Origin of the sequence: Caulobacter sp. RHG1, from assembly GCF_013181195.1 — a bacterium.
In the GTDB taxonomy this organism is placed as follows: domain Bacteria; phylum Pseudomonadota; class Alphaproteobacteria; order Caulobacterales; family Caulobacteraceae; genus Caulobacter.
This window is the reverse complement of record NZ_SMZP01000002.1, coordinates 823,257-840,475: the sequence shown is the minus strand read 5'-3', so window position 1 is coordinate 840,475 and position 17,219 is coordinate 823,257. Positions and strand designations below refer to the sequence as shown.

Annotated in this window: 30 protein-coding genes; 27 read left to right on the top strand and 3 right to left on the bottom strand. The window is 64.3% G+C overall.

Annotated elements, in window-relative coordinates; translation table 11 throughout:
- The first annotated feature begins 2 nt into the window (after nucleotides 1–2).
- The 27 genes from rplC to E1H18_RS07535 all read left to right on the top strand — a co-directional run bounded on the left by rplC (nucleotide 3) and on the right by E1H18_RS07535 (nucleotide 14,906).
- Nucleotides 3–773, top strand: a complete 771-nt coding sequence (gene rplC, locus E1H18_RS07665; protein ID WP_172265589.1) for a 50S ribosomal protein L3 — start codon at nucleotides 3–5, stop codon at nucleotides 771–773.
- A complete protein-coding gene (gene rplD / locus E1H18_RS07660) occupies nucleotides 773–1,411 on the top strand; it encodes a 50S ribosomal protein L4 (RefSeq protein WP_172265588.1) in 639 nt (212 codons plus the stop codon). The genes rplC and rplD overlap by 1 nt, the downstream gene beginning before the upstream one ends.
- Nucleotides 1,411–1,707: a 50S ribosomal protein L23 gene (locus tag E1H18_RS07655; protein ID WP_172265586.1), complete on the top strand. Its 297-nt coding sequence runs from the start codon at nucleotides 1,411–1,413 to the stop codon at nucleotides 1,705–1,707. The genes rplD and E1H18_RS07655 overlap by 1 nt, the downstream gene beginning before the upstream one ends.
- Before the next feature lie 4 nt (nucleotides 1,708–1,711).
- Complete coding sequence (rplB, locus tag E1H18_RS07650) at nucleotides 1,712–2,551, top strand: 50S ribosomal protein L2 (RefSeq protein WP_172265584.1); 840 nt, start codon at nucleotides 1,712–1,714, stop codon at nucleotides 2,549–2,551.
- Nucleotides 2,552–2,554: 3 nt separating this feature from the next.
- Nucleotides 2,555–2,833 (top strand): 30S ribosomal protein S19, encoded by a 279-nt coding sequence (rpsS, locus tag E1H18_RS07645; RefSeq protein WP_099442405.1) that lies wholly within the window; start codon nucleotides 2,555–2,557, stop codon nucleotides 2,831–2,833.
- Between the two features lie 2 nt (nucleotides 2,834–2,835).
- Nucleotides 2,836–3,216, top strand: a complete 381-nt coding sequence (gene rplV, locus E1H18_RS07640) for a 50S ribosomal protein L22 (protein WP_010919132.1) — start codon at nucleotides 2,836–2,838, stop codon at nucleotides 3,214–3,216.
- Complete coding sequence (rpsC, locus tag E1H18_RS07635; RefSeq protein WP_172265582.1) at nucleotides 3,216–3,965, top strand: 30S ribosomal protein S3; 750 nt, start codon at nucleotides 3,216–3,218, stop codon at nucleotides 3,963–3,965. The genes rplV and rpsC overlap by 1 nt, the downstream gene beginning before the upstream one ends.
- 13 nt (nucleotides 3,966–3,978) lie before the next feature.
- A complete protein-coding gene (gene rplP / locus E1H18_RS07630; RefSeq protein WP_172265579.1) occupies nucleotides 3,979–4,410 on the top strand; it encodes a 50S ribosomal protein L16 in 432 nt (143 codons plus the stop codon).
- Between the two features lie 2 nt (nucleotides 4,411–4,412).
- Nucleotides 4,413–4,604 carry a 50S ribosomal protein L29 gene (gene rpmC / locus E1H18_RS07625; protein WP_047413099.1) on the top strand — a complete coding sequence of 64 codons (192 nt, stop codon included), beginning with the start codon at nucleotides 4,413–4,415 and terminating at the stop codon, nucleotides 4,602–4,604.
- A 10-nt stretch (nucleotides 4,605–4,614) separates the two neighbouring features.
- Nucleotides 4,615–4,854 (top strand): 30S ribosomal protein S17, encoded by a 240-nt coding sequence (gene rpsQ / locus E1H18_RS07620; RefSeq protein WP_172265576.1) that lies wholly within the window; start codon nucleotides 4,615–4,617, stop codon nucleotides 4,852–4,854.
- A 17-nt stretch (nucleotides 4,855–4,871) separates the two neighbouring features.
- The gene (rplN, locus tag E1H18_RS07615; protein WP_125159663.1) at nucleotides 4,872–5,240 is read left to right on the top strand and encodes a 50S ribosomal protein L14; all 369 of its coding nucleotides are present in this window, start codon (nucleotides 4,872–4,874) and stop codon (nucleotides 5,238–5,240) included.
- The gene (rplX, locus tag E1H18_RS07610; protein ID WP_172265573.1) at nucleotides 5,240–5,554 is read left to right on the top strand and encodes a 50S ribosomal protein L24; all 315 of its coding nucleotides are present in this window, start codon (nucleotides 5,240–5,242) and stop codon (nucleotides 5,552–5,554) included. The genes rplN and rplX overlap by 1 nt, the downstream gene beginning before the upstream one ends.
- Entirely contained in the window at nucleotides 5,547–6,104 is a 558-nt protein-coding gene (gene rplE / locus E1H18_RS07605) for a 50S ribosomal protein L5 (protein WP_172265570.1), read from the top strand. The genes rplX and rplE overlap by 8 nt, the downstream gene beginning before the upstream one ends.
- A 23-nt stretch (nucleotides 6,105–6,127) precedes the next feature.
- Nucleotides 6,128–6,433 (top strand): 30S ribosomal protein S14, encoded by a 306-nt coding sequence (gene rpsN / locus E1H18_RS07600; protein WP_172265567.1) that lies wholly within the window; start codon nucleotides 6,128–6,130, stop codon nucleotides 6,431–6,433.
- Between the two features lie 10 nt (nucleotides 6,434–6,443).
- The gene (gene rpsH / locus E1H18_RS07595) at nucleotides 6,444–6,842 is read left to right on the top strand and encodes a 30S ribosomal protein S8 (protein WP_172265564.1); all 399 of its coding nucleotides are present in this window, start codon (nucleotides 6,444–6,446) and stop codon (nucleotides 6,840–6,842) included.
- 18 nt (nucleotides 6,843–6,860) lie between these two features.
- On the top strand, nucleotides 6,861–7,394 hold the full coding sequence (rplF, locus tag E1H18_RS07590; protein ID WP_172265561.1) for a 50S ribosomal protein L6: 534 nt from the start codon (nucleotides 6,861–6,863) through the stop codon (nucleotides 7,392–7,394).
- Nucleotides 7,395–7,397: 3 nt separating this feature from the next.
- Entirely contained in the window at nucleotides 7,398–7,748 is a 351-nt protein-coding gene (rplR, locus tag E1H18_RS07585; protein ID WP_172265558.1) for a 50S ribosomal protein L18, read from the top strand.
- 10 nt (nucleotides 7,749–7,758) lie between these two features.
- Nucleotides 7,759–8,364, top strand: a complete 606-nt coding sequence (gene rpsE, locus E1H18_RS07580; RefSeq protein ID WP_096051657.1) for a 30S ribosomal protein S5 — start codon at nucleotides 7,759–7,761, stop codon at nucleotides 8,362–8,364.
- A gap of 3 nt (nucleotides 8,365–8,367) precedes the next feature.
- Complete coding sequence (gene rpmD, locus E1H18_RS07575) at nucleotides 8,368–8,553, top strand: 50S ribosomal protein L30 (RefSeq protein WP_099579521.1); 186 nt, start codon at nucleotides 8,368–8,370, stop codon at nucleotides 8,551–8,553.
- Between the two features lie 164 nt (nucleotides 8,554–8,717).
- Nucleotides 8,718–9,203, top strand: a complete 486-nt coding sequence (gene rplO, locus E1H18_RS07570) for a 50S ribosomal protein L15 (RefSeq protein WP_172265555.1) — start codon at nucleotides 8,718–8,720, stop codon at nucleotides 9,201–9,203.
- 220 nt (nucleotides 9,204–9,423) lie between these two features.
- A complete protein-coding gene (gene secY, locus E1H18_RS07565; protein WP_172265553.1) occupies nucleotides 9,424–10,782 on the top strand; it encodes a preprotein translocase subunit SecY in 1,359 nt (452 codons plus the stop codon).
- A gap of 133 nt (nucleotides 10,783–10,915) precedes the next feature.
- Nucleotides 10,916–11,485: an adenylate kinase gene (locus tag E1H18_RS07560; protein ID WP_172265550.1), complete on the top strand. Its 570-nt coding sequence runs from the start codon at nucleotides 10,916–10,918 to the stop codon at nucleotides 11,483–11,485.
- Between the two features lie 173 nt (nucleotides 11,486–11,658).
- On the top strand, nucleotides 11,659–12,027 hold the full coding sequence (rpsM, locus tag E1H18_RS07555; protein WP_172265547.1) for a 30S ribosomal protein S13: 369 nt from the start codon (nucleotides 11,659–11,661) through the stop codon (nucleotides 12,025–12,027).
- Nucleotides 12,028–12,040: 13 nt separating this feature from the next.
- The gene (rpsK, locus tag E1H18_RS07550) at nucleotides 12,041–12,430 is read left to right on the top strand and encodes a 30S ribosomal protein S11 (protein ID WP_004616890.1); all 390 of its coding nucleotides are present in this window, start codon (nucleotides 12,041–12,043) and stop codon (nucleotides 12,428–12,430) included.
- Nucleotides 12,431–12,509: 79 nt separating this feature from the next.
- The gene (locus E1H18_RS07545) at nucleotides 12,510–13,526 is read left to right on the top strand and encodes a DNA-directed RNA polymerase subunit alpha (protein ID WP_172265545.1); all 1,017 of its coding nucleotides are present in this window, start codon (nucleotides 12,510–12,512) and stop codon (nucleotides 13,524–13,526) included.
- A 199-nt stretch (nucleotides 13,527–13,725) separates the two neighbouring features.
- Nucleotides 13,726–14,139 carry a 50S ribosomal protein L17 gene (gene rplQ, locus E1H18_RS07540; protein ID WP_172265542.1) on the top strand — a complete coding sequence of 138 codons (414 nt, stop codon included), beginning with the start codon at nucleotides 13,726–13,728 and terminating at the stop codon, nucleotides 14,137–14,139.
- A 131-nt stretch (nucleotides 14,140–14,270) separates the two neighbouring features.
- Nucleotides 14,271–14,906, top strand: coding sequence for a glutathione S-transferase family protein (locus E1H18_RS07535; RefSeq protein ID WP_172265539.1), 636 nt, complete (start codon nucleotides 14,271–14,273; stop codon nucleotides 14,904–14,906).
- A 7-nt stretch (nucleotides 14,907–14,913) separates the two neighbouring features.
- On the opposite strand, the gene E1H18_RS07530 is transcribed toward E1H18_RS07535, so the two are convergent.
- The 3 genes from E1H18_RS07530 to E1H18_RS07520 are packed head-to-tail and all read right to left on the bottom strand — an operon-like array spanning nucleotide 14,914 to nucleotide 17,205.
- The gene (locus tag E1H18_RS07530) at nucleotides 14,914–15,462 is read right to left on the bottom strand and encodes a sugar O-acetyltransferase (protein WP_370526450.1); all 549 of its coding nucleotides are present in this window, start codon (nucleotides 15,460–15,462) and stop codon (nucleotides 14,914–14,916) included.
- Between the two features lie 4 nt (nucleotides 15,463–15,466).
- On the bottom strand, nucleotides 15,467–16,294 hold the full coding sequence (locus E1H18_RS07525; RefSeq protein ID WP_172265536.1) for an ABC transporter permease: 828 nt from the start codon (nucleotides 16,292–16,294) through the stop codon (nucleotides 15,467–15,469).
- Entirely contained in the window at nucleotides 16,294–17,205 is a 912-nt protein-coding gene (locus tag E1H18_RS07520) for an ABC transporter ATP-binding protein (RefSeq protein ID WP_172265533.1), read from the bottom strand. The genes E1H18_RS07525 and E1H18_RS07520 overlap by 1 nt, the downstream gene beginning before the upstream one ends.
- Between the last annotated feature and the right edge of the window lie 14 nt (nucleotides 17,206–17,219).

The window sequence follows — 17,219 nt, the reverse complement described above, 5'->3', positions numbered from 1 at the left end:
TTATGACTCTCCCCACCCAACGCACCGGTCTGATCGCCAAGAAGCTGGGCATGACCCGCTTCTTCGACGAAGCTGGCCAGCACGTGCCGGTCACCGTCCTGTCGCTGGACGGTTGCCAGGTCACCGCTCAGCGCACTGTTGAGAAGGACGGTTACACCGCCCTGCAACTGGGCGCCGGCGCCAAGAAGGCCAAGAACACCCCGAACGCCATGCGCGGTCACTTTGCGAAGGCGGCCGTTGAGCCGAAGCGCATCGTCGCCGAGTTCCGCGTCGAAGAGAACGCTCTGATCGAAGTTGGCGCCGAGTTTACGGCCGACCACTTCGTCGCCGGCCAGAAGGTCGACATCCAGGGCGTGACCGTCGGTAAGGGCTTTGCCGGCGCCATGAAGCGCTGGAACTTCGGTGGTCTGCGCGCAACGCACGGCGTTTCGCTCTCGCACCGTTCGCACGGCTCGACCGGTAACCGCCAGGATCCGGGTCGTACGTTCCCGGGCAAGAAGATGGCTGGTCACCTCGGTCAAGAAACCGTCACCACGCTGAACGTGACTGTCTGGAAGGTCGACGTCGAACGCGGCCTGATCCTGGTCAAGGGCGCTGTCCCGGGCCACGAAGGCAGCTACGTGAAGATCCGCGACGCTGTGAAGAAGGCCGCTCCGGCCGACCTGCCGCGTCCGGGCGCCTTCCGCAAGGCTGGTGAGGCTCCGGCCGCTGCCGCTGCTGAAACCCCCGCTGAAGAGGCCCCCGCGGCGACGACCGAAGAGGGCGAAGGCTAATGAAACTCGACGTCATCAAGCTTGACGGCGCGAAGGCCGGTTCTGTGGATCTCGACGACGCCATCTTCGGCATCGACGACATCCGCGGCGACATCCTGCAGCGCGTCGTGACCTGGCAGCTGGCCAAGCGCCGCTCGGGCAACCACAAGATTCAAGTTCGTAACGAGGTCTCTCGTACGAGCAAGAAGATGTACAAGCAAAAGGGCACCGGCGGCGCTCGTCACGGTTCGCGCCGTGCGGCTCAGTTCGTCGGCGGCGCCAAGGCCCACGGCCCTGTCGTCCGTAGCCACGCGTTCGACCTGCCGAAGAAGATCCGGGCCATGGCTCTGCGCCACGCCCTGTCTTCGAAGGCCAAGGCCGGTTCGCTGGTGGTCCTGGACAGTGTCGTTCTGACCGAAGCGAAGACGGCCGCCCTGCGCGCCACCTTCGACAAGATCGGTCTGAAGAACGCCCTGGTCATCGCCGGTCCGGAAGTGGACGCGAACTTCAAGCTCGCGGCCCGCAACATCCCGAACGTGGATGTCCTGCCGAACGCCGGCCTGAACGTCTACGACGTGCTGCGTCGCCAAACCCTCGTCCTGACCAAGGACGCGGTCGAAGCGATCTCGGCCCGTTTCGCTGAGAAGGAAGCCGCCTAATGGCCGCCACCGCTCGCCACTACGATACGATCCTGTCGCCGGTGATCACCGAAAAGACGACTCTGCTCTCGGAGCAGAACAAGGTTGTCTTCAAGGTGGCCAACGATGCGTCGAAGGACGAGATCGCCGCCGCCGTCGAAGAGCTGTTCAAGGTCAAGGTTACGAAGGTCAACACCATCGTCACCAAGGGCAAGACCAAGCGCTTCCGTGGCATCGTCGGGCGTCGTAACGACGTCAAGAAAGCGATCGTGACGCTGGCCGAAGGCCAGTCGATCGACATCACGACGGGGCTCTAATCAGATGGCCTTGAAGCAATTTAACCCGACCAGCCCCGGCCAGCGCGGCCTGGTGCTGATCGATCGCAGCGAACTTCACAAGGGCAAGCCCGAGAAGAAGCTCGTTGAAGGTCTGACCAAGTCGGGCGGTCGCGGCGGCAATGGCCGTATCGCGGTCCGTTTCCGCGGCGGCGGCGCCAAGCGCCTGTACCGTCTGGTCGACTTCAAGCGTCGCAAGCAAGGCGTGGCCACGGTCGTTCGTCTCGAGTACGACCCCAACCGCACCGCGTTCATCGCCCTGATCAAGTATCAGGCCGACGGCGAACTGGCGTACATCCTGGCCCCGCAGCGCCTCAAGGCCGGTGACGAAGTCGTCACCGCTGAAAAGGTCGACGTGAAGCCGGGCAACACCTCGCCGCTGCGCACGCTGCCGATCGGTACGATCATCCACAACATCGAGCTGAAGCCCGCCAAGGGTGGTCAGATCGCCCGTTCGGCTGGCGCTTACGCCCAGCTGGTCGGTCGTGACGCCGGCTACGCCCAGATCCGCCTGAACTCGGGCGAACTGCGCATGGTGCTCGACTCGTGCCTGGCCACCGTCGGCGCCGTTTCGAACCCCGACCATATGAACCAGAACCTCGGCAAGGCCGGTCGTTCGCGTCATATGGGCCGTCGCCCGCACGTCCGCGGCGTCGCCATGAACCCGGTCGACCACCCCCACGGTGGTGGTGAAGGCCGGACCTCGGGCGGCCGTCACCCGGTGACCCCGGCTGGTAAGCCGACCAAGGGCGCCAAGACCCGCGTTAACAAGGCCACGGATAAATTCATCATCCGTTCGCGCCACAAAGCGAAGAAGGGCCGTTAAGCCATGACACGCTCCGTCTGGAAAGGCCCGTTTGTCGACGGGTACCTCCTGAAGAAGGCCGACGCCGCACTGTCGTCGGGCCGCAAGGATGTCATCAAGACCTGGTCGCGTCGTTCGACGATCATGCCGCAATTTGTCGGCCTGACCTTCGGCGTCCACAACGGCCACAAGCACGTCCCGGTCTCCGTGTCGGAAGACATGGTCGGCATGAAGTTCGGTGAGTTTGCGCCCACGCGTAACTTCCCCGGCCACGCTGCCGACAAGAAGGCCAAGAGGAAGTAATCATGGCCAAGCAGAAGCAAGAACGCCGCCTGCCGGCCGCCGAAGCGATGTGCAAGGTGCGCACCCTGCGCACCAGCCCGCGGAAGCTGAACCTGGTCGCTCAGTCCATCCGTGGCCTGAACGTCCAACGCGCTCTCAACGAGCTCGAGTTCAGCCACAAGCGTATCGCCCAGGACGTCCGCAAGGCGCTGTACTCGGCGATTTCGAACGCCGAGAACAACCACAACCTCGACATCGACTCGCTGGTCGTCGCCGAGGCCTATGTGGGCAAGAACCTGATCATGAAGCGTTTCTCGCCCCGCGCCCGCGGTCGCGCGACGCGCGTCGAGAAGCCGTTCTCCGAGATCACGATCGTGGTCCGCGAACTGGGTGAGGCCGCCTAATGGGTCAGAAAGTCAATCCGGTCGGGCTGCGGCTCGGCGTGAACCGCACCTGGGACAGCCGTTGGTTCGCCGACGGCGCCCAGTACGGCAAGATGCTGCACCAGGATCTCGCGATCCGCGCCGCCCTGAAGAAGCGCCTGTACCAAGCTGGTGTCTCGCGCATCATCATCGAGCGTCCGCACAAGAAGTGCCGCATCACGATCTATGCCGCTCGTCCGGGCGTCATCATCGGCAAGAAGGGCGCTGACATCGACAAGCTCCGCAAGGACCTGTCGATCCAGACCGAAGGCGAAGTCCACCTGAACATCGTCGAGATCCGCAAGCCGGAAACCGACGCCCAGCTGGTGGCTGAATCGATCGCTCAACAACTCGAGCGTCGTATCGCCTTCCGTCGCGCCATGAAGCGTTCGATCCAGTCGGCCGTGCGTCTCGGCGCCAAGGGCATCCGGATCAACGTCTCGGGTCGCCTCGGCGGCGCTGAAATCGCTCGCATGGAGTGGTATCGCGAAGGTCGCGTGCCGCTGCACACCCTGCGCGCTGACATTGACTTCGGTTTCGCCGAAGCCAAGACCACCTACGGCATCATCGGCGTGAAGACCTGGATCTTCAAAGGCGAAGTGCTGGAGCACGATCCGATGGCGCTCGACAAGCGTCTCGCCACTGAGTCCGGCCCGGCCGGCGAAGGTGGTGGGCGTGAGCGCGGCGATCGTCCCGACCGGGGCGACCGCGGTCGTCGCGATCGCGGTTAAGGATTAGATCGCCATGCTGTCTCCGAAAAAGACTAAATTCCGCAAGCAGTTCAAGGGCCGCATCCACGGCACTTCGAAGGGCGGCACGCTGCTGAACTTCGGTTCGTACGGCCTCAAGGCTGTCGAGCCCGAGCGCATCACGGCTCGCCAGATCGAAGCCGCCCGTCGCGCCATCACCCGCCAGATGAAGCGTCAAGGCCGCGTCTGGATCCGTATCTTCCCCGACGTGCCGGTCACCGGCAAGCCGGCCGAAGTCCGGATGGGTAAGGGTAAGGGCGCCGTGGATTACTGGGCCGCTCGCGTGGCTCCGGGCCGCATCATGTTCGAAATCGACGGCGTGCCGGACGATGTCGCGCGTGAAGCTCTCCGCCTGGGCGCCGCCAAGCTGCCGATCCGCACCCGTGTTGTCACCCGCATCGACGCGGGCGTGGCTCAGGAAGCATGATCATGAAGATTGCTGACATCCGGGGCCTGACCCCCGACCAGCTGGCCGACACCCTGATCAGCCTGAAGAAAGAGCAGTTCAACCTGCGCTTCCAGGCTGCGACGGGCCAGGTCGAGAAGACCCACCGCGTCAACGAGATCCGCAAGGATATCGCGCGGATCAAGACCGTGCTGCGCGCCAAGGCCGCGGCTTAAGGAGAACGATATGCCCAAGCGTATCCTCGAAGGGGTCGTCGTCTCCGACAAAGGTGACAAGACCGTCGTGGTGAAGGTGGAACGGACTATCGTTCACCCGATCCTGAAGAAGATCGTGCGTCAGTCCAAAAAGTACCACGCGCACGACGAATCCAACGCGTACAAGGCCGGCGAAGCAATTCGCATCGTCGAGTGCGCTCCGAAGTCCAAGCTGAAGACCTGGGAAGTGCTTCCCAAGGCTTCGGCTTAATCTGGAAGGTTTAGACCATGATCCAGATGCAAACTAACCTGGAAGTCGCCGACAACTCTGGCGCTCGCCGGGTCATGTGCATCAAGGTGTTGGGCGGCGCAGGCCGTCGCTACGCCAGCGTTGGCGACGTCATCGTCGTCTCCGTGAAGGAAGCCATCCCGCGTGGCCGCGTGAAGAAGGGTGACGTGCTTCGCGCCGTCGTCGTTCGCGTTAATCAAAATCTGAAGCGCAAGGATGGCTCGGTCATCCGCTTCGATAAGAACGCCGCGGTCATCGTGAACAAGGCGAGCGAGCCGGTCGGCACGCGGATCTTCGGCCCGGTTCCCCGTGAACTGCGCGCCAAGAACCACATGAAGATCATCTCCCTCGCTCCGGAGGTGCTGTAATGGCTGCTAAGATCAAGAAGGGCGACCGCGTCGTCGTTCTGGCCGGCAAGGACAAGGGCAAGCAAGGCGCTGTCCTGCAAGTCCTGCCGAAGGACAACCGCGTTGTCGTGGAAGGCGTGAACCTGGTTTCGCGTCACACCAAGGCGACCCAAGCCGACCCGCAAGGCGGCATCAAGCAAAAGGAAGCCGCGCTGCACGTCTCGAACGTCGCCGTCGTGGACTCCAACGGCAAGGCCACCCGCGTCGGCTTCAAGATCGAAGGCGACAAGAAGGTGCGCGTCGCCAAGACGACTGGCGAGGTGATCAATGGCTGATCAAGCTTACGAGCCCCGGCTGAAGACCGTTTATCGCGAGCGCATCCGCGCTGCGATGAAGGAGCAGTTCGGCTACACCAACGAGATGCAGATCCCCAAGCTGGACAAGATCGTCCTGAACATGGGTATCGGCGAGGCTGTGGCCGACTCGAAGAAGGCTCAGACCGCTCTGAAGGACCTGCAGGCGATCGCCGGCCAAAAGCCCGTCGCCACCAAGGCCCGCAAGTCGATCGCCGGCTTCAAGCTGCGCGAAGGCATGGTGGTCGGCGCGAAGGTCACCCTTCGCAAGGACCGGATGTTTGAATTCCTCGACCGCCTGGTCACGATCGCGCTGCCGCGCGTGAAGGACTTCCGTGGTCTGAACGGCAAGAGCTTCGACGGCCGTGGCAACTACGCCATGGGCCTGAAGGAGCACCTGGTGTTCCCGGAAATCAACTATGACCAGATCGAACAGATCTGGGGCATGGACATCATCGTCTGCACCACTGCGAACTCCGACCAGGAAGCCAAGGCTCTCCTGAAGGAATTCCAGTTCCCGTTCGTGAACTAAGAGAGCGGGAAGGGAAAGAAACCATGGCCAAGAAAAGCGCCGTCAACCGCAACGAAGCCGTCAAGGCCCTCGTGAAGCAACTCGCCGGTAAGCGCGCCGCCCTCAAGGCGACCGCCAACGACGAGAGCCTGCCGCTCGAGGAACGCTTCGAGGCTCGCCTCAAGCTCGCCAAGCTGCCCCGCAGCAGCTCGCCGGTTCGCATCCGCAACCGTTGCGAAGTCACGGGCCGTCCGCGCGCCTATTACCGCAAGCTGAAGATGAGCCGGATTGCGCTCCGCGAACTGGGTTCGCAGGGTCAGATCCCCGGCCTCGTCAAGTCGAGCTGGTGAGGACGATCAGATGTCGATGAACGATCCCCTGAGCGACCTGATCGCTCGCATCAAGAACGCCGCCACGCGCAAGCGCAACAAGGTGTCGACGCCGGCTTCCAAGCTGCGCGCTCGCGTCCTGGACGTGCTGGCCGACGAAGGCTACATCCGCGGCTACTCGCTGGTCGAGAAGCCCGGTGCGTTCCCCGAATTCGAGATTGAGCTGAAGTATTTTGACGGTCAGCCCGTGATCGCCGAGATCAGCCGCGTGTCCAAGCCTGGCCGCCGCGTCTACTCGTCGATCAAGGACCTGAAGCCGATCAAGAACGGCCTTGGCATCTCGATCCTTTCGACGCCGAAGGGCGTCATGTCGGACACCGCTGCTCGCGACGCTAATGTCGGCGGCGAAGTCCTCTGCCGCGTCTACTAGGCGCGGGAGGGAAAGAGCATGTCACGTATCGGTAAGAAAGCCGTCGCAATCCCCTCGGGCGTGCAAGTCACGCTCGCGGGTCAGACGGTCACGGTGAAGGGCCCCAAGGGTCAGCTGTCGTGGACGATCGCCGACGAAGTCGAAGTCAAGCAAGAGGGCGCTGAGCTCCTGCTGGCTCCGCGCGTCGACTCCAAGCGCGCCCGGGGCATGTGGGGTCTGTCCCGCACGCTGGTCGCCAACATGGTGCATGGTGTCACCGCCGGGTTCGAGGAAAGCCTCGAACTGGTCGGCGTTGGTTACCGCGCGGCCCTGAAAGGCACCGCCCTGAGCCTCCAGCTCGGCTTCAGCCACGATGTGGACGTTGCGGCTCCGGCCGGCATCACGTTCGCCGTGCCGAAGCAGACCGAAATCAAGATCGCCGGCATCGATAAGCAGGCGGTCGGCGAGATTGCCGCGAAGATCCGCCGCATTCGTCCGCCTGAGCCGTACAAGGGCAAGGGCGTGCGTTATGCTGGCGAGAAGGTTCGCCGCAAGGAAGGCAAGAAGAAGTAAGCCATGGCCCTTTCTCCTCGTGAATCGGCGGCCAAGCGTGCGCAACGCACCCGCACCCGCCTCAAGAGCCTCGCTAACGGGCGTCCGCGCCTGTCGGTCTTCCGCTCGTCCAAGAACATCTACGCCCAGGTCATCGATGATGAACGCGGCGTGACCCTGGCGTCGGCTTCCACTCTGGAAGCCGAAGGCAAGGGCGCGGACAAGGATGCCGCTGCTGCTGTTGGCAAGCTCGTCGCCGAGCGCGCCATCGAAAAGGGCGTCAAGGACGTCGTCTTCGATCGTGGTGGCTACATCTTCCACGGCCGGGTCAAGGCCCTGGCTGACGCCGCGCGCGAAGCCGGCCTGAACTTCTAAGGGAACGAAAATGGCTCGTGGTGAACAACAGCGCGGTGAGGGCGGTCAACGCCGTGACCGTCGCGACCGCAACGCCCCCGAAGAGCGGGTCGACAGCGACATCGTCGAAAAGCTCGTCCACATCAACCGCGTCGCCGCCACCGTGAAAGGTGGCCGTCGCTTCAGCTTCGCTGCTCTGATGGTCGTTGGCGACCAAAAGGGCCGCGTCGGCTTCGGTCATGGCAAGGCGCGTGAAGTGCCGGAAGCCATCCGCAAGGCGACCGAAGAAGCCAAGAAGACGATGATCCGCGTCCCGCTGCGTGAATCCCGCACCCTGCACCACGACGGCGCTGGCCGTTGGGGCGCTGGCAAGGTGATGATGCGCGCGGCGCCTCCCGGCACCGGCGTCATCGCCGGCGGTCCGATGCGTGCGGTTCTCGAAACCCTGGGCGTCCAGGACGTCGTGGCCAAGTCGACGGGTTCCTCGAACCCGTACAACATGGTTCGCGCCACGTTCGAGGCCCTGAAGGTTCAATCGTCGCCCCGCCAGATCGCCGCCAAGCGCGGCAAGAAGGTTGGCGACATCCTCGGCCGTCGCGCCGACGGCGCTTCGTCGCCGGAAGCCATCGAGGGCTAAGTCATGGCTGAAGCTAAGCAAGTCACGGTCCGCCAAACCGGCAGCCCGATCCGTCGCGAAAAGGACCAGCGCGCCACGCTCGCCGGTCTGGGTCTCAACAAGCTGGGCCGCACGTCCACGCTGGAAGACACCCCGTCGGTCCGCGGCATGATCCGTAAGGTCGCGCACCTGCTGGAAATCGTCGAGTAGTTCGCTACACGACGACCGAATACGCCACCCCGGAGCAATCCGGGGTGGTTTTCGTTTGAAATCCCATTTGATTTTTGAGTCGTTTTGGGGTCTTAAGCGCGCTCTGATTTTCAAAAGCCGAGTCCAGCCGCTGGCTGGGCGCAGATCTCCAAGGAGAGGCACATATGACCAAGCTGAACGAACTGGCCCCGCAGGAAGGCTCGACCAAGAACCGCATGCGCGTCGGCCGCGGTCCGGGTTCGGGCAAGGGCAAGACCGCCGGTCGCGGTGTGAAGGGCCAGAAGGCGCGCTCGGGCGTCGCCATCAACGGCTTCGAAGGCGGTCAGATGCCGCTGCACATGCGTATGCCTAAGCGCGGCTTCAACAACCCCTTCCGCCTCGACTTCGCCGAAGTGAACCTGTGGCGCCTGGAACAAGCCGTCGAAGCCGGCAAGCTGAAGGCTGGCGCTGACGTCTCGGTCGCCGACCTGGTCGCCGCCGGCGTCATCCGTCGCGAGCTGGACGGCGTGAAGCTGCTGGGCAAGGGCGAAATCAAGTCGGCCCTGAAGCTGACCGTCTATTCGGCCACCGAAGCCGCCATCAAGGCCGTCGAGGCCGCCGGCGGTTCGGTCACCGTGACCAAGAAGGCCAAGGCGCAAGCCGAAGCCTAAGACCATATGTCATCCCGGCGGGCGCCCAGCGCTCTTTCGGGACCTCGTTTTCGACCGGGATGACAGAAATAGGGGGCTCGCCGTGACAACACGGCGGGCCTCACCTATTTGTGGCGCTCTCCTCGGATCAGCCTGATCCGAGAAACCAAATTTCAGAGCGTGATCGCCCCCGAAGCGGTATTGGCTTCGGCAGTCGCGCTCCTGAGTCGTGGGGATCTGTATGGCCTCGGCCGCCGAACAACTCGCAGCCAATATGAATTTCGCGTCGTTCCAAAAGGCGACCGAACTTCACAAGCGTATCTGGTTCACCCTGATCGCGCTCGTCGTCTACCGCCTTGGCACGTACGTCCAGATTCCTGGTGTCGACACGGTCGCGTTCGCGCGTCTGTTCAACGGCAATTCCGAAGGCATCCTCGGCATGTTCAACACGTTCTCCGGCGGCGCCGTGGAACGTATGTCGATCTTCTCGCTGAACATCATGCCGTACATCAGCGCCTCGATCATCGTGCAGCTGATGGGCTCGGTGTATCCGCCGTGGGAGAAGCTGAAGAAGGAAGGCGGGGAGGCGGGCCGCAAGACCCTCAACCAGTACACCCGCTACCTGGCCGTCGTGCTGGCCGTGATCCAGTCGTTCTCGATCGCCGTGGGCCTGACGGCTCAGCAAGGCGTCGTCTCGAGCAGCGTCGGTTCGGCCTTCTTCATCATCTCGACCGTCGTGGCCCTGACCGGCGGCACCCTGTTCCTGATGTGGCTGGGCGAGCAGATCACCAGCCGCGGCGTTGGTAACGGCGTTTCGCTGATCATCTTCGCCGGCATCGTGGCTCACCTGCCGATGAGCATCGGCCAGCTGCTGGTCCAGTCGCAGACCTCGGGCAACTACACGCCGTTGTTCCTGATCGTGATCGGGGCCATCGCCGCGATCCTGGCGATCGTCTTCATCGAGCGCTCGCAGCGCCGTCTGCTGGTGCACTATCCCAAGCGTCAGCAGGGCAACCGCATGATCGGCGGCGAAAGCTCTTTCATGCCGCTGAAGATCAACACGGCCGGCGTCATCCCGCCGATCTTCGCCTCCAGCCTGCTGCTGCTGCCGACCACGGCCATGCAGTTCGTCTCGTCGACCGAGCTGCCCAACTACCTGTCGTGGCTGCCGGCCGTCGTCGGCGCGCTGCAGCACGGTCAGCCGTCGTTCATGGTGCTGTATGCGGCCCTGATCATCTTCTTCTCGTTCTTCTACACGTCGGTGGTGTTCAACCCCGAGGAGACGGCCGAGAATCTGCGCAAGTACGGCGGCTTCCTGCCGGGCATCCGTCCGGGCAAGCGCACCGCCGAGTACCTGGACTATGTGCTGACCCGCCTGACGGTGATCGGCGCGGCCTACATCACCGCGGTCTGCGTGGCGCCGGAACTGATGATGGCCGCGATGAAGTCCAACCAGTTCGCCATGGGCGGCACCTCGATCCTGATCGTCGTGACGGTGACCATGGACACGGTTGCGCAGATCCAGTCGCATCTGCTGGCGCACCAGTACGAAGGCCTGATCAAGAAGTCGAAGCTGCGCGGCGGCCGTAACGCCCGCTAATAGCGACAGTCATTTTATTGGAAGCGTCGGAAGCCGGATTGTCACAAATCCGGCTTCCGTTTTCCCTCGGCGCGATCTAGGTCTGCGGAGGGAGAAGCGGGCTGAAGACCCGTTAGCGCGCGAAGGGGCTTACATGAATCTGATCCTGTTCGGACCGCCGGCGGCGGGGAAGGGGACCCAGGCCAAGCGCCTGGTCGACGAGCGTGGCATGGTGCAGCTCTCGACCGGCGACATGCTGCGCGCGGCCATCGCCTCGGGCTCGGAGCTGGGCCAGCGCGTCAAGGGCGTCCTGGACCGCGGCGAGCTGGTCACCGACGAGATCGTCATCGCCTTGATCGAAGACCGTCTGCCCGAGGCCGAAGCGGCCGGTGGCGCGATCTTCGACGGCTTTCCGCGGACGGTCGCTCAGGCCCAGGCTCTGGACAAGATGTTGTCCGCTCGCGGACAGAAGATCGACTCTGTTCTCCGACTCAAGGTAGACGAACCGGCTCTGATCGAGCGGATCAAGAAGCGGTTCGAAGATCAGGGACGGCCTGACGACAATCCGGAAGTCTTCGTGACTCGCCTGGCCCAGTACAATGCCCAGACCGCGCCTTTGCTGCCCTATTACCAGGAGCAGGGAAAGCTTACGGAGCTGGATGGAATGGGGTCGGTCGAAGCCGTCGCCAGTTCCATCGACGCCTCGCTCGCCGAGGCGGTTTAACAAAGCCCGAATTCACCGGAACTCCGGTGGATTCAGTTGTTGACGGAAGCGAAACGATCCCTATAACGGGGCGCTTCCGCGAAAGGGCGCGATCCGTGCGCGCCGGTTAGGATCCCTGATCCGGCCGGGCGCGCCGTTCGCGTCTTTAGTGCGTGACTAGGAGAACATTAGACGTGGCCCGTATTGCAGGCGTCAACATCCCGACGAACAAGCGCGTTTTGATCGCGCTTCAGTACATTCACGGCATCGGCCAACGGTCCGCTCGTGAAATCATCACGAAGGTGGGCATCGAGGACACCCGTCGCGTCAATCAACTGACCGACGCCGAAGTCCTGCAGATCCGCGAAACGATCGACCGCGACTACACCGTCGAGGGCGATCTGCGTCGCGAGAACTCGATGAACATCAAGCGTCTGATGGACCTGGCCTGCTACCGCGGCCTGCGTCACCGTAAGGGCCTGCCGGTCCGCGGTCAGCGCACCCACACGAACGCTCGTACCCGCAAGGGTCCGGCCAAGCCGATCGCCGGCAAGAAGAAATAAGGTAGCCTGACCGATGGCCAAGGAACCGGGTCGCGTTAAAAAGCGCGAACGCAAGAACATCACCTCGGGCGTGGCGCACGTGAACGCCTCGTTCAACAACACGATGATCACCATCACCGACGCGCAGGGGAACACCATCTCCTGGTCGAGCGCCGGCATGATGGGCTTCAAGGGCTCGCGCAAGTCGACCCCGTACGCCGCTCAGATGGCCGCCGAAGACGCGGGCAAGAAGGCTGCGGAACACGGCGTGAAGACCCTGGAAGTCAACGTCTCGGGTCCGGGTTCGGGCCGTGAGTCGGCTCTGCGCGCCCTTCAGGCCGCGGGCATGACCATCACGACCATCCGCGACGTCACGCCGATCCCGCACAACGGCTGCCGTCCGCCCAAGCGTCGTCGCGTCTAGTACTTTTTAGACCCCAATTCTCCGTCGCCGGCTGCGCAAAACGCGGCCGGCGAGCCGCGTTCTCAAGGGACCCGACCACGTGATCGAAAGAAACTGGAACGAGTTGATCCGTCCTGAGAAGCCGCAGATCGAAACCGGCGCCGACGCGACCCGCAAGGCTCGCATCGTCGCTGAGCCGCTCGAGCGCGGTTTCGGTGTGACGCTCGGCAACGCTCTGCGCCGCGTTCTTCTCTCGTCGCTGCAAGGCGCCGCCGTCACCGCCATCCAGATCGATGGCGTGGTGCACGAATTCTCTTCGCTCGAAGGCGTCCGCGAAGACGTCGTCGACATCGTTCTGAACATCAAGCAACTGGCCGTGCGCATGCACGCCGAAGGCCCCAAGCGTATGACCCTGCGCGCCACGGGCCCCGGCCCTGTGACCGCTGGTCAGATCGAAACGCCTTCGGACATCGAAATCCTGAACCCCGACCACGTGCTCTGCACGCTGGACGACGGCGCTTCGGTGCGCATGGAGTTCACGGTCAACACCGGCAAGGGCTACGTCCCCGCCGACCGTAACCGTCCGGAAGACGCGCCGATCGGCCTGATCGCCGTCGACGCCCTGTACTCGCCGGTCAAGCGCGTCGCCTATCGCGTCGAGCCCACCCGTCAAGGCCAGTCGCTGGACTACGACAAGCTGATCCTGGAAGTCGAAACCAACGGCGCCGTCACTCCGGTGGACGCCGTGGCCTACGCCGCCCGGATCCTGCAGGACCAACTGCAGATCTTCATCACCTTCGAGGAACCGAAGGCCAAGTCGGCCGACGAGTCCAAGCCGGAACTGCCGTTCAACCCGGCCCTGCTGAAGAAGGTCGACGAGCTGGAACTGTCGGTCCGTTCGGCCAACTGCCTGAAGAACGACAACATCGTCTACATCGGCGACCTGATCCAGAAGACCGAAGCCGAGATGCTCCGCACCCCGAACTTCGGCCGCAAGTCGCTGAACGAGATCAAGGAAGTTCTCGCCGGCATGGGTCTGCACCTCGGCATGGATGTGCCGAACTGGCCGCCGGAGAACATCGAAGACCTGGCCAAGAAGTTCGAAGACCAAATCTAAGAACCTCGAAGCCTCTGCGCTAAATCCGGGCCGCCTTTCCTTCCTCGGAAGGGGAGGCGGCCTGGGCCTTTTGAAGCCGCACCCGCGGTGGAGGGCCCCGGCGCTTCGCTCTGACCCGGTCGGGACGGACCAGGATTGGTGACAATCAGGCGCTCAACACCTTTTGCGCCGCTCGGGCTGTTTGCCCAGGAGATACACAATGCGTCACGGTAAAGCTCACCGTAAACTCGGCCGCACGACGGCTCACCGCATCGCCATGTTCGCCAACATGTCGGCCTCGCTGATCAAGCACGAGCAGATCGTCACCACCCTGCCGAAGGCCAAGGAACTGCGTCCGATCGTCGAAAAGCTGGTCACCCTGGCCAAGCGCGGCGACCTGCACGCTCGCCGTCAGGCCATCAGCTCGGTTCGCGACGTCGAACAAGTCGGCAAGCTCTTCGCGGTCCTCGGCCCGCGCTACAAGGACCGTCAGGGCGGCTACATCCGCGTCCTGAAGGCCGGCTTCCGCTACGGCGACAACGCCCCGCTGGCCGTCATCGAGTTCGTCGACCGCGACGTCTCGGAAAAGGGCAAGGACTCGGGTCCGGTCTACACGAACGAAGCCGAAGACTAAGATTTTCAGGTTCGCCTGAACGAGAAGGCCCTGGAGCGATCCGGGGCCTTTTTTGTTGCGCGAGGCGCTCGACTTTCCGCTCGCCAGGCGGTGCGTTAGAGCAAGGCTTCCCTTGGAAGCGGAGCCCGACGATGGAGTTGATCAGCCTTCCTGTGTCGCCCTTTGCGGCGCGCGTCCGCATCGCGATCTATGCCAAGGGGCTGCCGATCGACGTGGTCCCGCCGCCGGCGGAGTGGCGGGATAGCCGACACTTCCGAGACCTGTGTCCGACCGGCCGCATTCCGGTGTTGCTCGACGAATGCGGACCGATTTGGGAGTCGGCGGTGTTGCTCGACTATCTGGAGGAGCGGTTTCCACAAGCGCCGTCCTTGATGCCTGTGGATGTCTTCGAGCGCGCTCAGGCCAGACTGCTGGTGCGGCACGTCGACCTGTACCTGATGCCGCCCATGGTCGTTCTGGCCAGACCGCGCGGCGACGCCGTCAGCTCGCGCCAAGCGGTCGAGGAGCTTTTGAACGGCGTTACGATGCTGGATGGTCTGCTGAAGGGCTCGCAATACGCTCTGTGCGATCGCCTTACGATCGCCGACTGCGCCCTGGCGCCCGCGCTCTTCGCCATCCGGGTGACGGCTGGACGCCTCGGCATGGACCTGATCGAGCCCGGTTCGATCACCGAGGCCTATGGTGAGCTTTGCCGGCGAGACCCGCATGTCGGACGCGTAATCGAGGAGATGGAGGCGGGCTTGCGCGAGCTCGTGCAGGTCACCTAAGCCGCTGTCAGCCTTTCGGCGCGACCGGCCGTGCCGGATTGCCCACCACCGTCGCGCCCGTCGGTACGTCCCGTGTCACCACAGCGCCCGCGCCGATCACGGCGTCGTCGCCGATGGTCACGCCAGGCAGGATGATCGCGCCGCCGCCGATCCAGACATTGGCGCCGATGCGGATAGAGTGTCCGGACTCCAGCCCCGTGCGGCGCTCGATCGGATCGCGCGGGTGGTCGGCGGTCAGGATCTGCACGCCGGGACCGATGGCGGTGGCCGCGCCGATGGTCACCGGAGCGACGTCCAGGATCACGCAGCCGAAGTTCATGAACACGCCATCGCCCAGGCTGATGTTGTAGCCGTAGTCGACGTAGAAGGGGGCGCGGATGTTGACGTGCTGACCAACGGCGCCGAGACCTTCGGCGAGCAGGGTGGGGCGCTCGTCCGGCTGGGCGGCGTTGTAGCGATCCATCCAGGCCTGGGCGGCGCGCTGATCGGCCTGCAGCTCGGGATCGGTGGCCATGTAGAGCTCACCGGCCAGCATCTTTTCCTTCTCGGTCGCCACGACGCTATTCCTTGGTCAGGTCCTGGCGACGGAACAGGAAGACCGCGCCGGCGGTAAGGAGCGCGGCCCAGGCGACCAGCACGGCCAACGCCGGGCCGGCATGGGCGGCGGGCGCGCCGAGTTGCGTGGCGTCCAGCAAGGTCGCCCGCAGCAGGTCGGCGTCATAGACGGGGATGGCCATCAGCTTCCAGCTGGGCTGGCCCTGCTCGAGCAGGCGCAGCGAGCTGGCGATTACGGTCTGCACGAACCGGACGCCTAGGCAGACGATGACGACGCCCATGGTCGAGCGGGTCAGCACGCCGACACAGGCGGCCAGGGCGGCCAGGGTCATGGCCTCCAGCCAAGTGACGGCCAGGACGCCGACAACGTCGAACAGATTTCGGTCGAAGGCCGAGAACGCCAGGGCGCGCTCGCCGATCGCCGACCCGATCACGGCCGCTGCAGCCGACAGCCCCGCGGTCAGGACCAGGCTCCAGAAGATCGCCTCGCCGACTACCACCAGCTTGGCCAGCAGCAGGTTCTGACGGGTGTTGCGCGGGGTCAGGAGACGCCAGGTCTCCCAGCGGTAGTCGCCGGCCAGCACGGCCGCCGCCCCGATCATCAGGAACAGCACGCTGAAGGTCGAGGCCCCGTCGGCCACGGCCTTGATCATCTGATCGACCAGGCCGACCGTGACGCCGGGCATGGGCTTCTTGACGATCGCCCGTAAGAACAGGTCGCCGCCCACGCTGAGCATGAAGCCGACCAGGGGCGCGAAGCAGAAACCCCAGAACAGGGCCGAACGGTCGCGCAGCAGGCGGAAGCGTTCGGCGGCGATGGCGTCGGCGAGCATCAGGCGGCTCCTTCCGAAAGAGGGGCGGCCGCTTCGAGGGTCTTGAGATAGACGCCTTCCAGGTCGGCCTCGCGCCAACGGGCCTCGACGATCTCGACGCCGGCCGTAACCAGGGCGCGGATCAGCTCGGGGGCGTCGCCGCGGCGGATGTCGGCCAGGACCGCGTCGGCGCCGTCGGCGACGCCGCGCTCGCCCAACACGGTCAGCACCGGCGCGATGGGGGAGGCGACGGTGATGCGCAGGCGGGCCTCGCCGGCAGTGAGCTCGGCCACACCGCCTTCGGCCACGACCTTGCCCTTGGAAAGGATGGCGACGCGGTCGCAGACCCGGCGGACCTCATCCAGCTGGTGGCTGGCCAGGATGACCGTGACGCCTTCGCGTCGGGCCAGGTCGACGATCAGCGCGCGGATCTCCTGGATGCCGGCCGGATCCATGCCGCTGGTCGGTTCGTCCAGGATCACGAGTTCAGGCTTGGTGAAGAAGGCTGCGGCCAGGCCCAGTCGCTGTTTCATGCCCACCGAATAGCCGCTGGTCGAACGGTCGGCGGCCTGGGCGATGCCGACCCGCTCCAGCCAGCCGTCGATGTCCGCATTCTTGGCCCCGCTCTCCAGGGCCAGCATCTTCAGAACATCGCGGGCGGTCAGGGACGGCGGATAGCGCGGCGTCTCGATCATCGCCCCGACCTTGCGCAGGGCGGCGATGTCGCCGGCGGGGGCGCCGAACAGCCGGGCCGAGCCCTCGGTGGGCCGAACCAGGCCAAGCGCGATGCGGAAGAGGGTGCTCTTGCCCGCGCCGTTGGGGCCCAGCACGCCGAACACGCCGCCGGCGGGAATGCTCAGGGAGAAGTCGTCGAGGGCGCGCACCGCCCCGTAGGTCTTGGTGAGGCGGTCGGCTTCGAGCGCGATCGACATGCTCTAGGATCCCG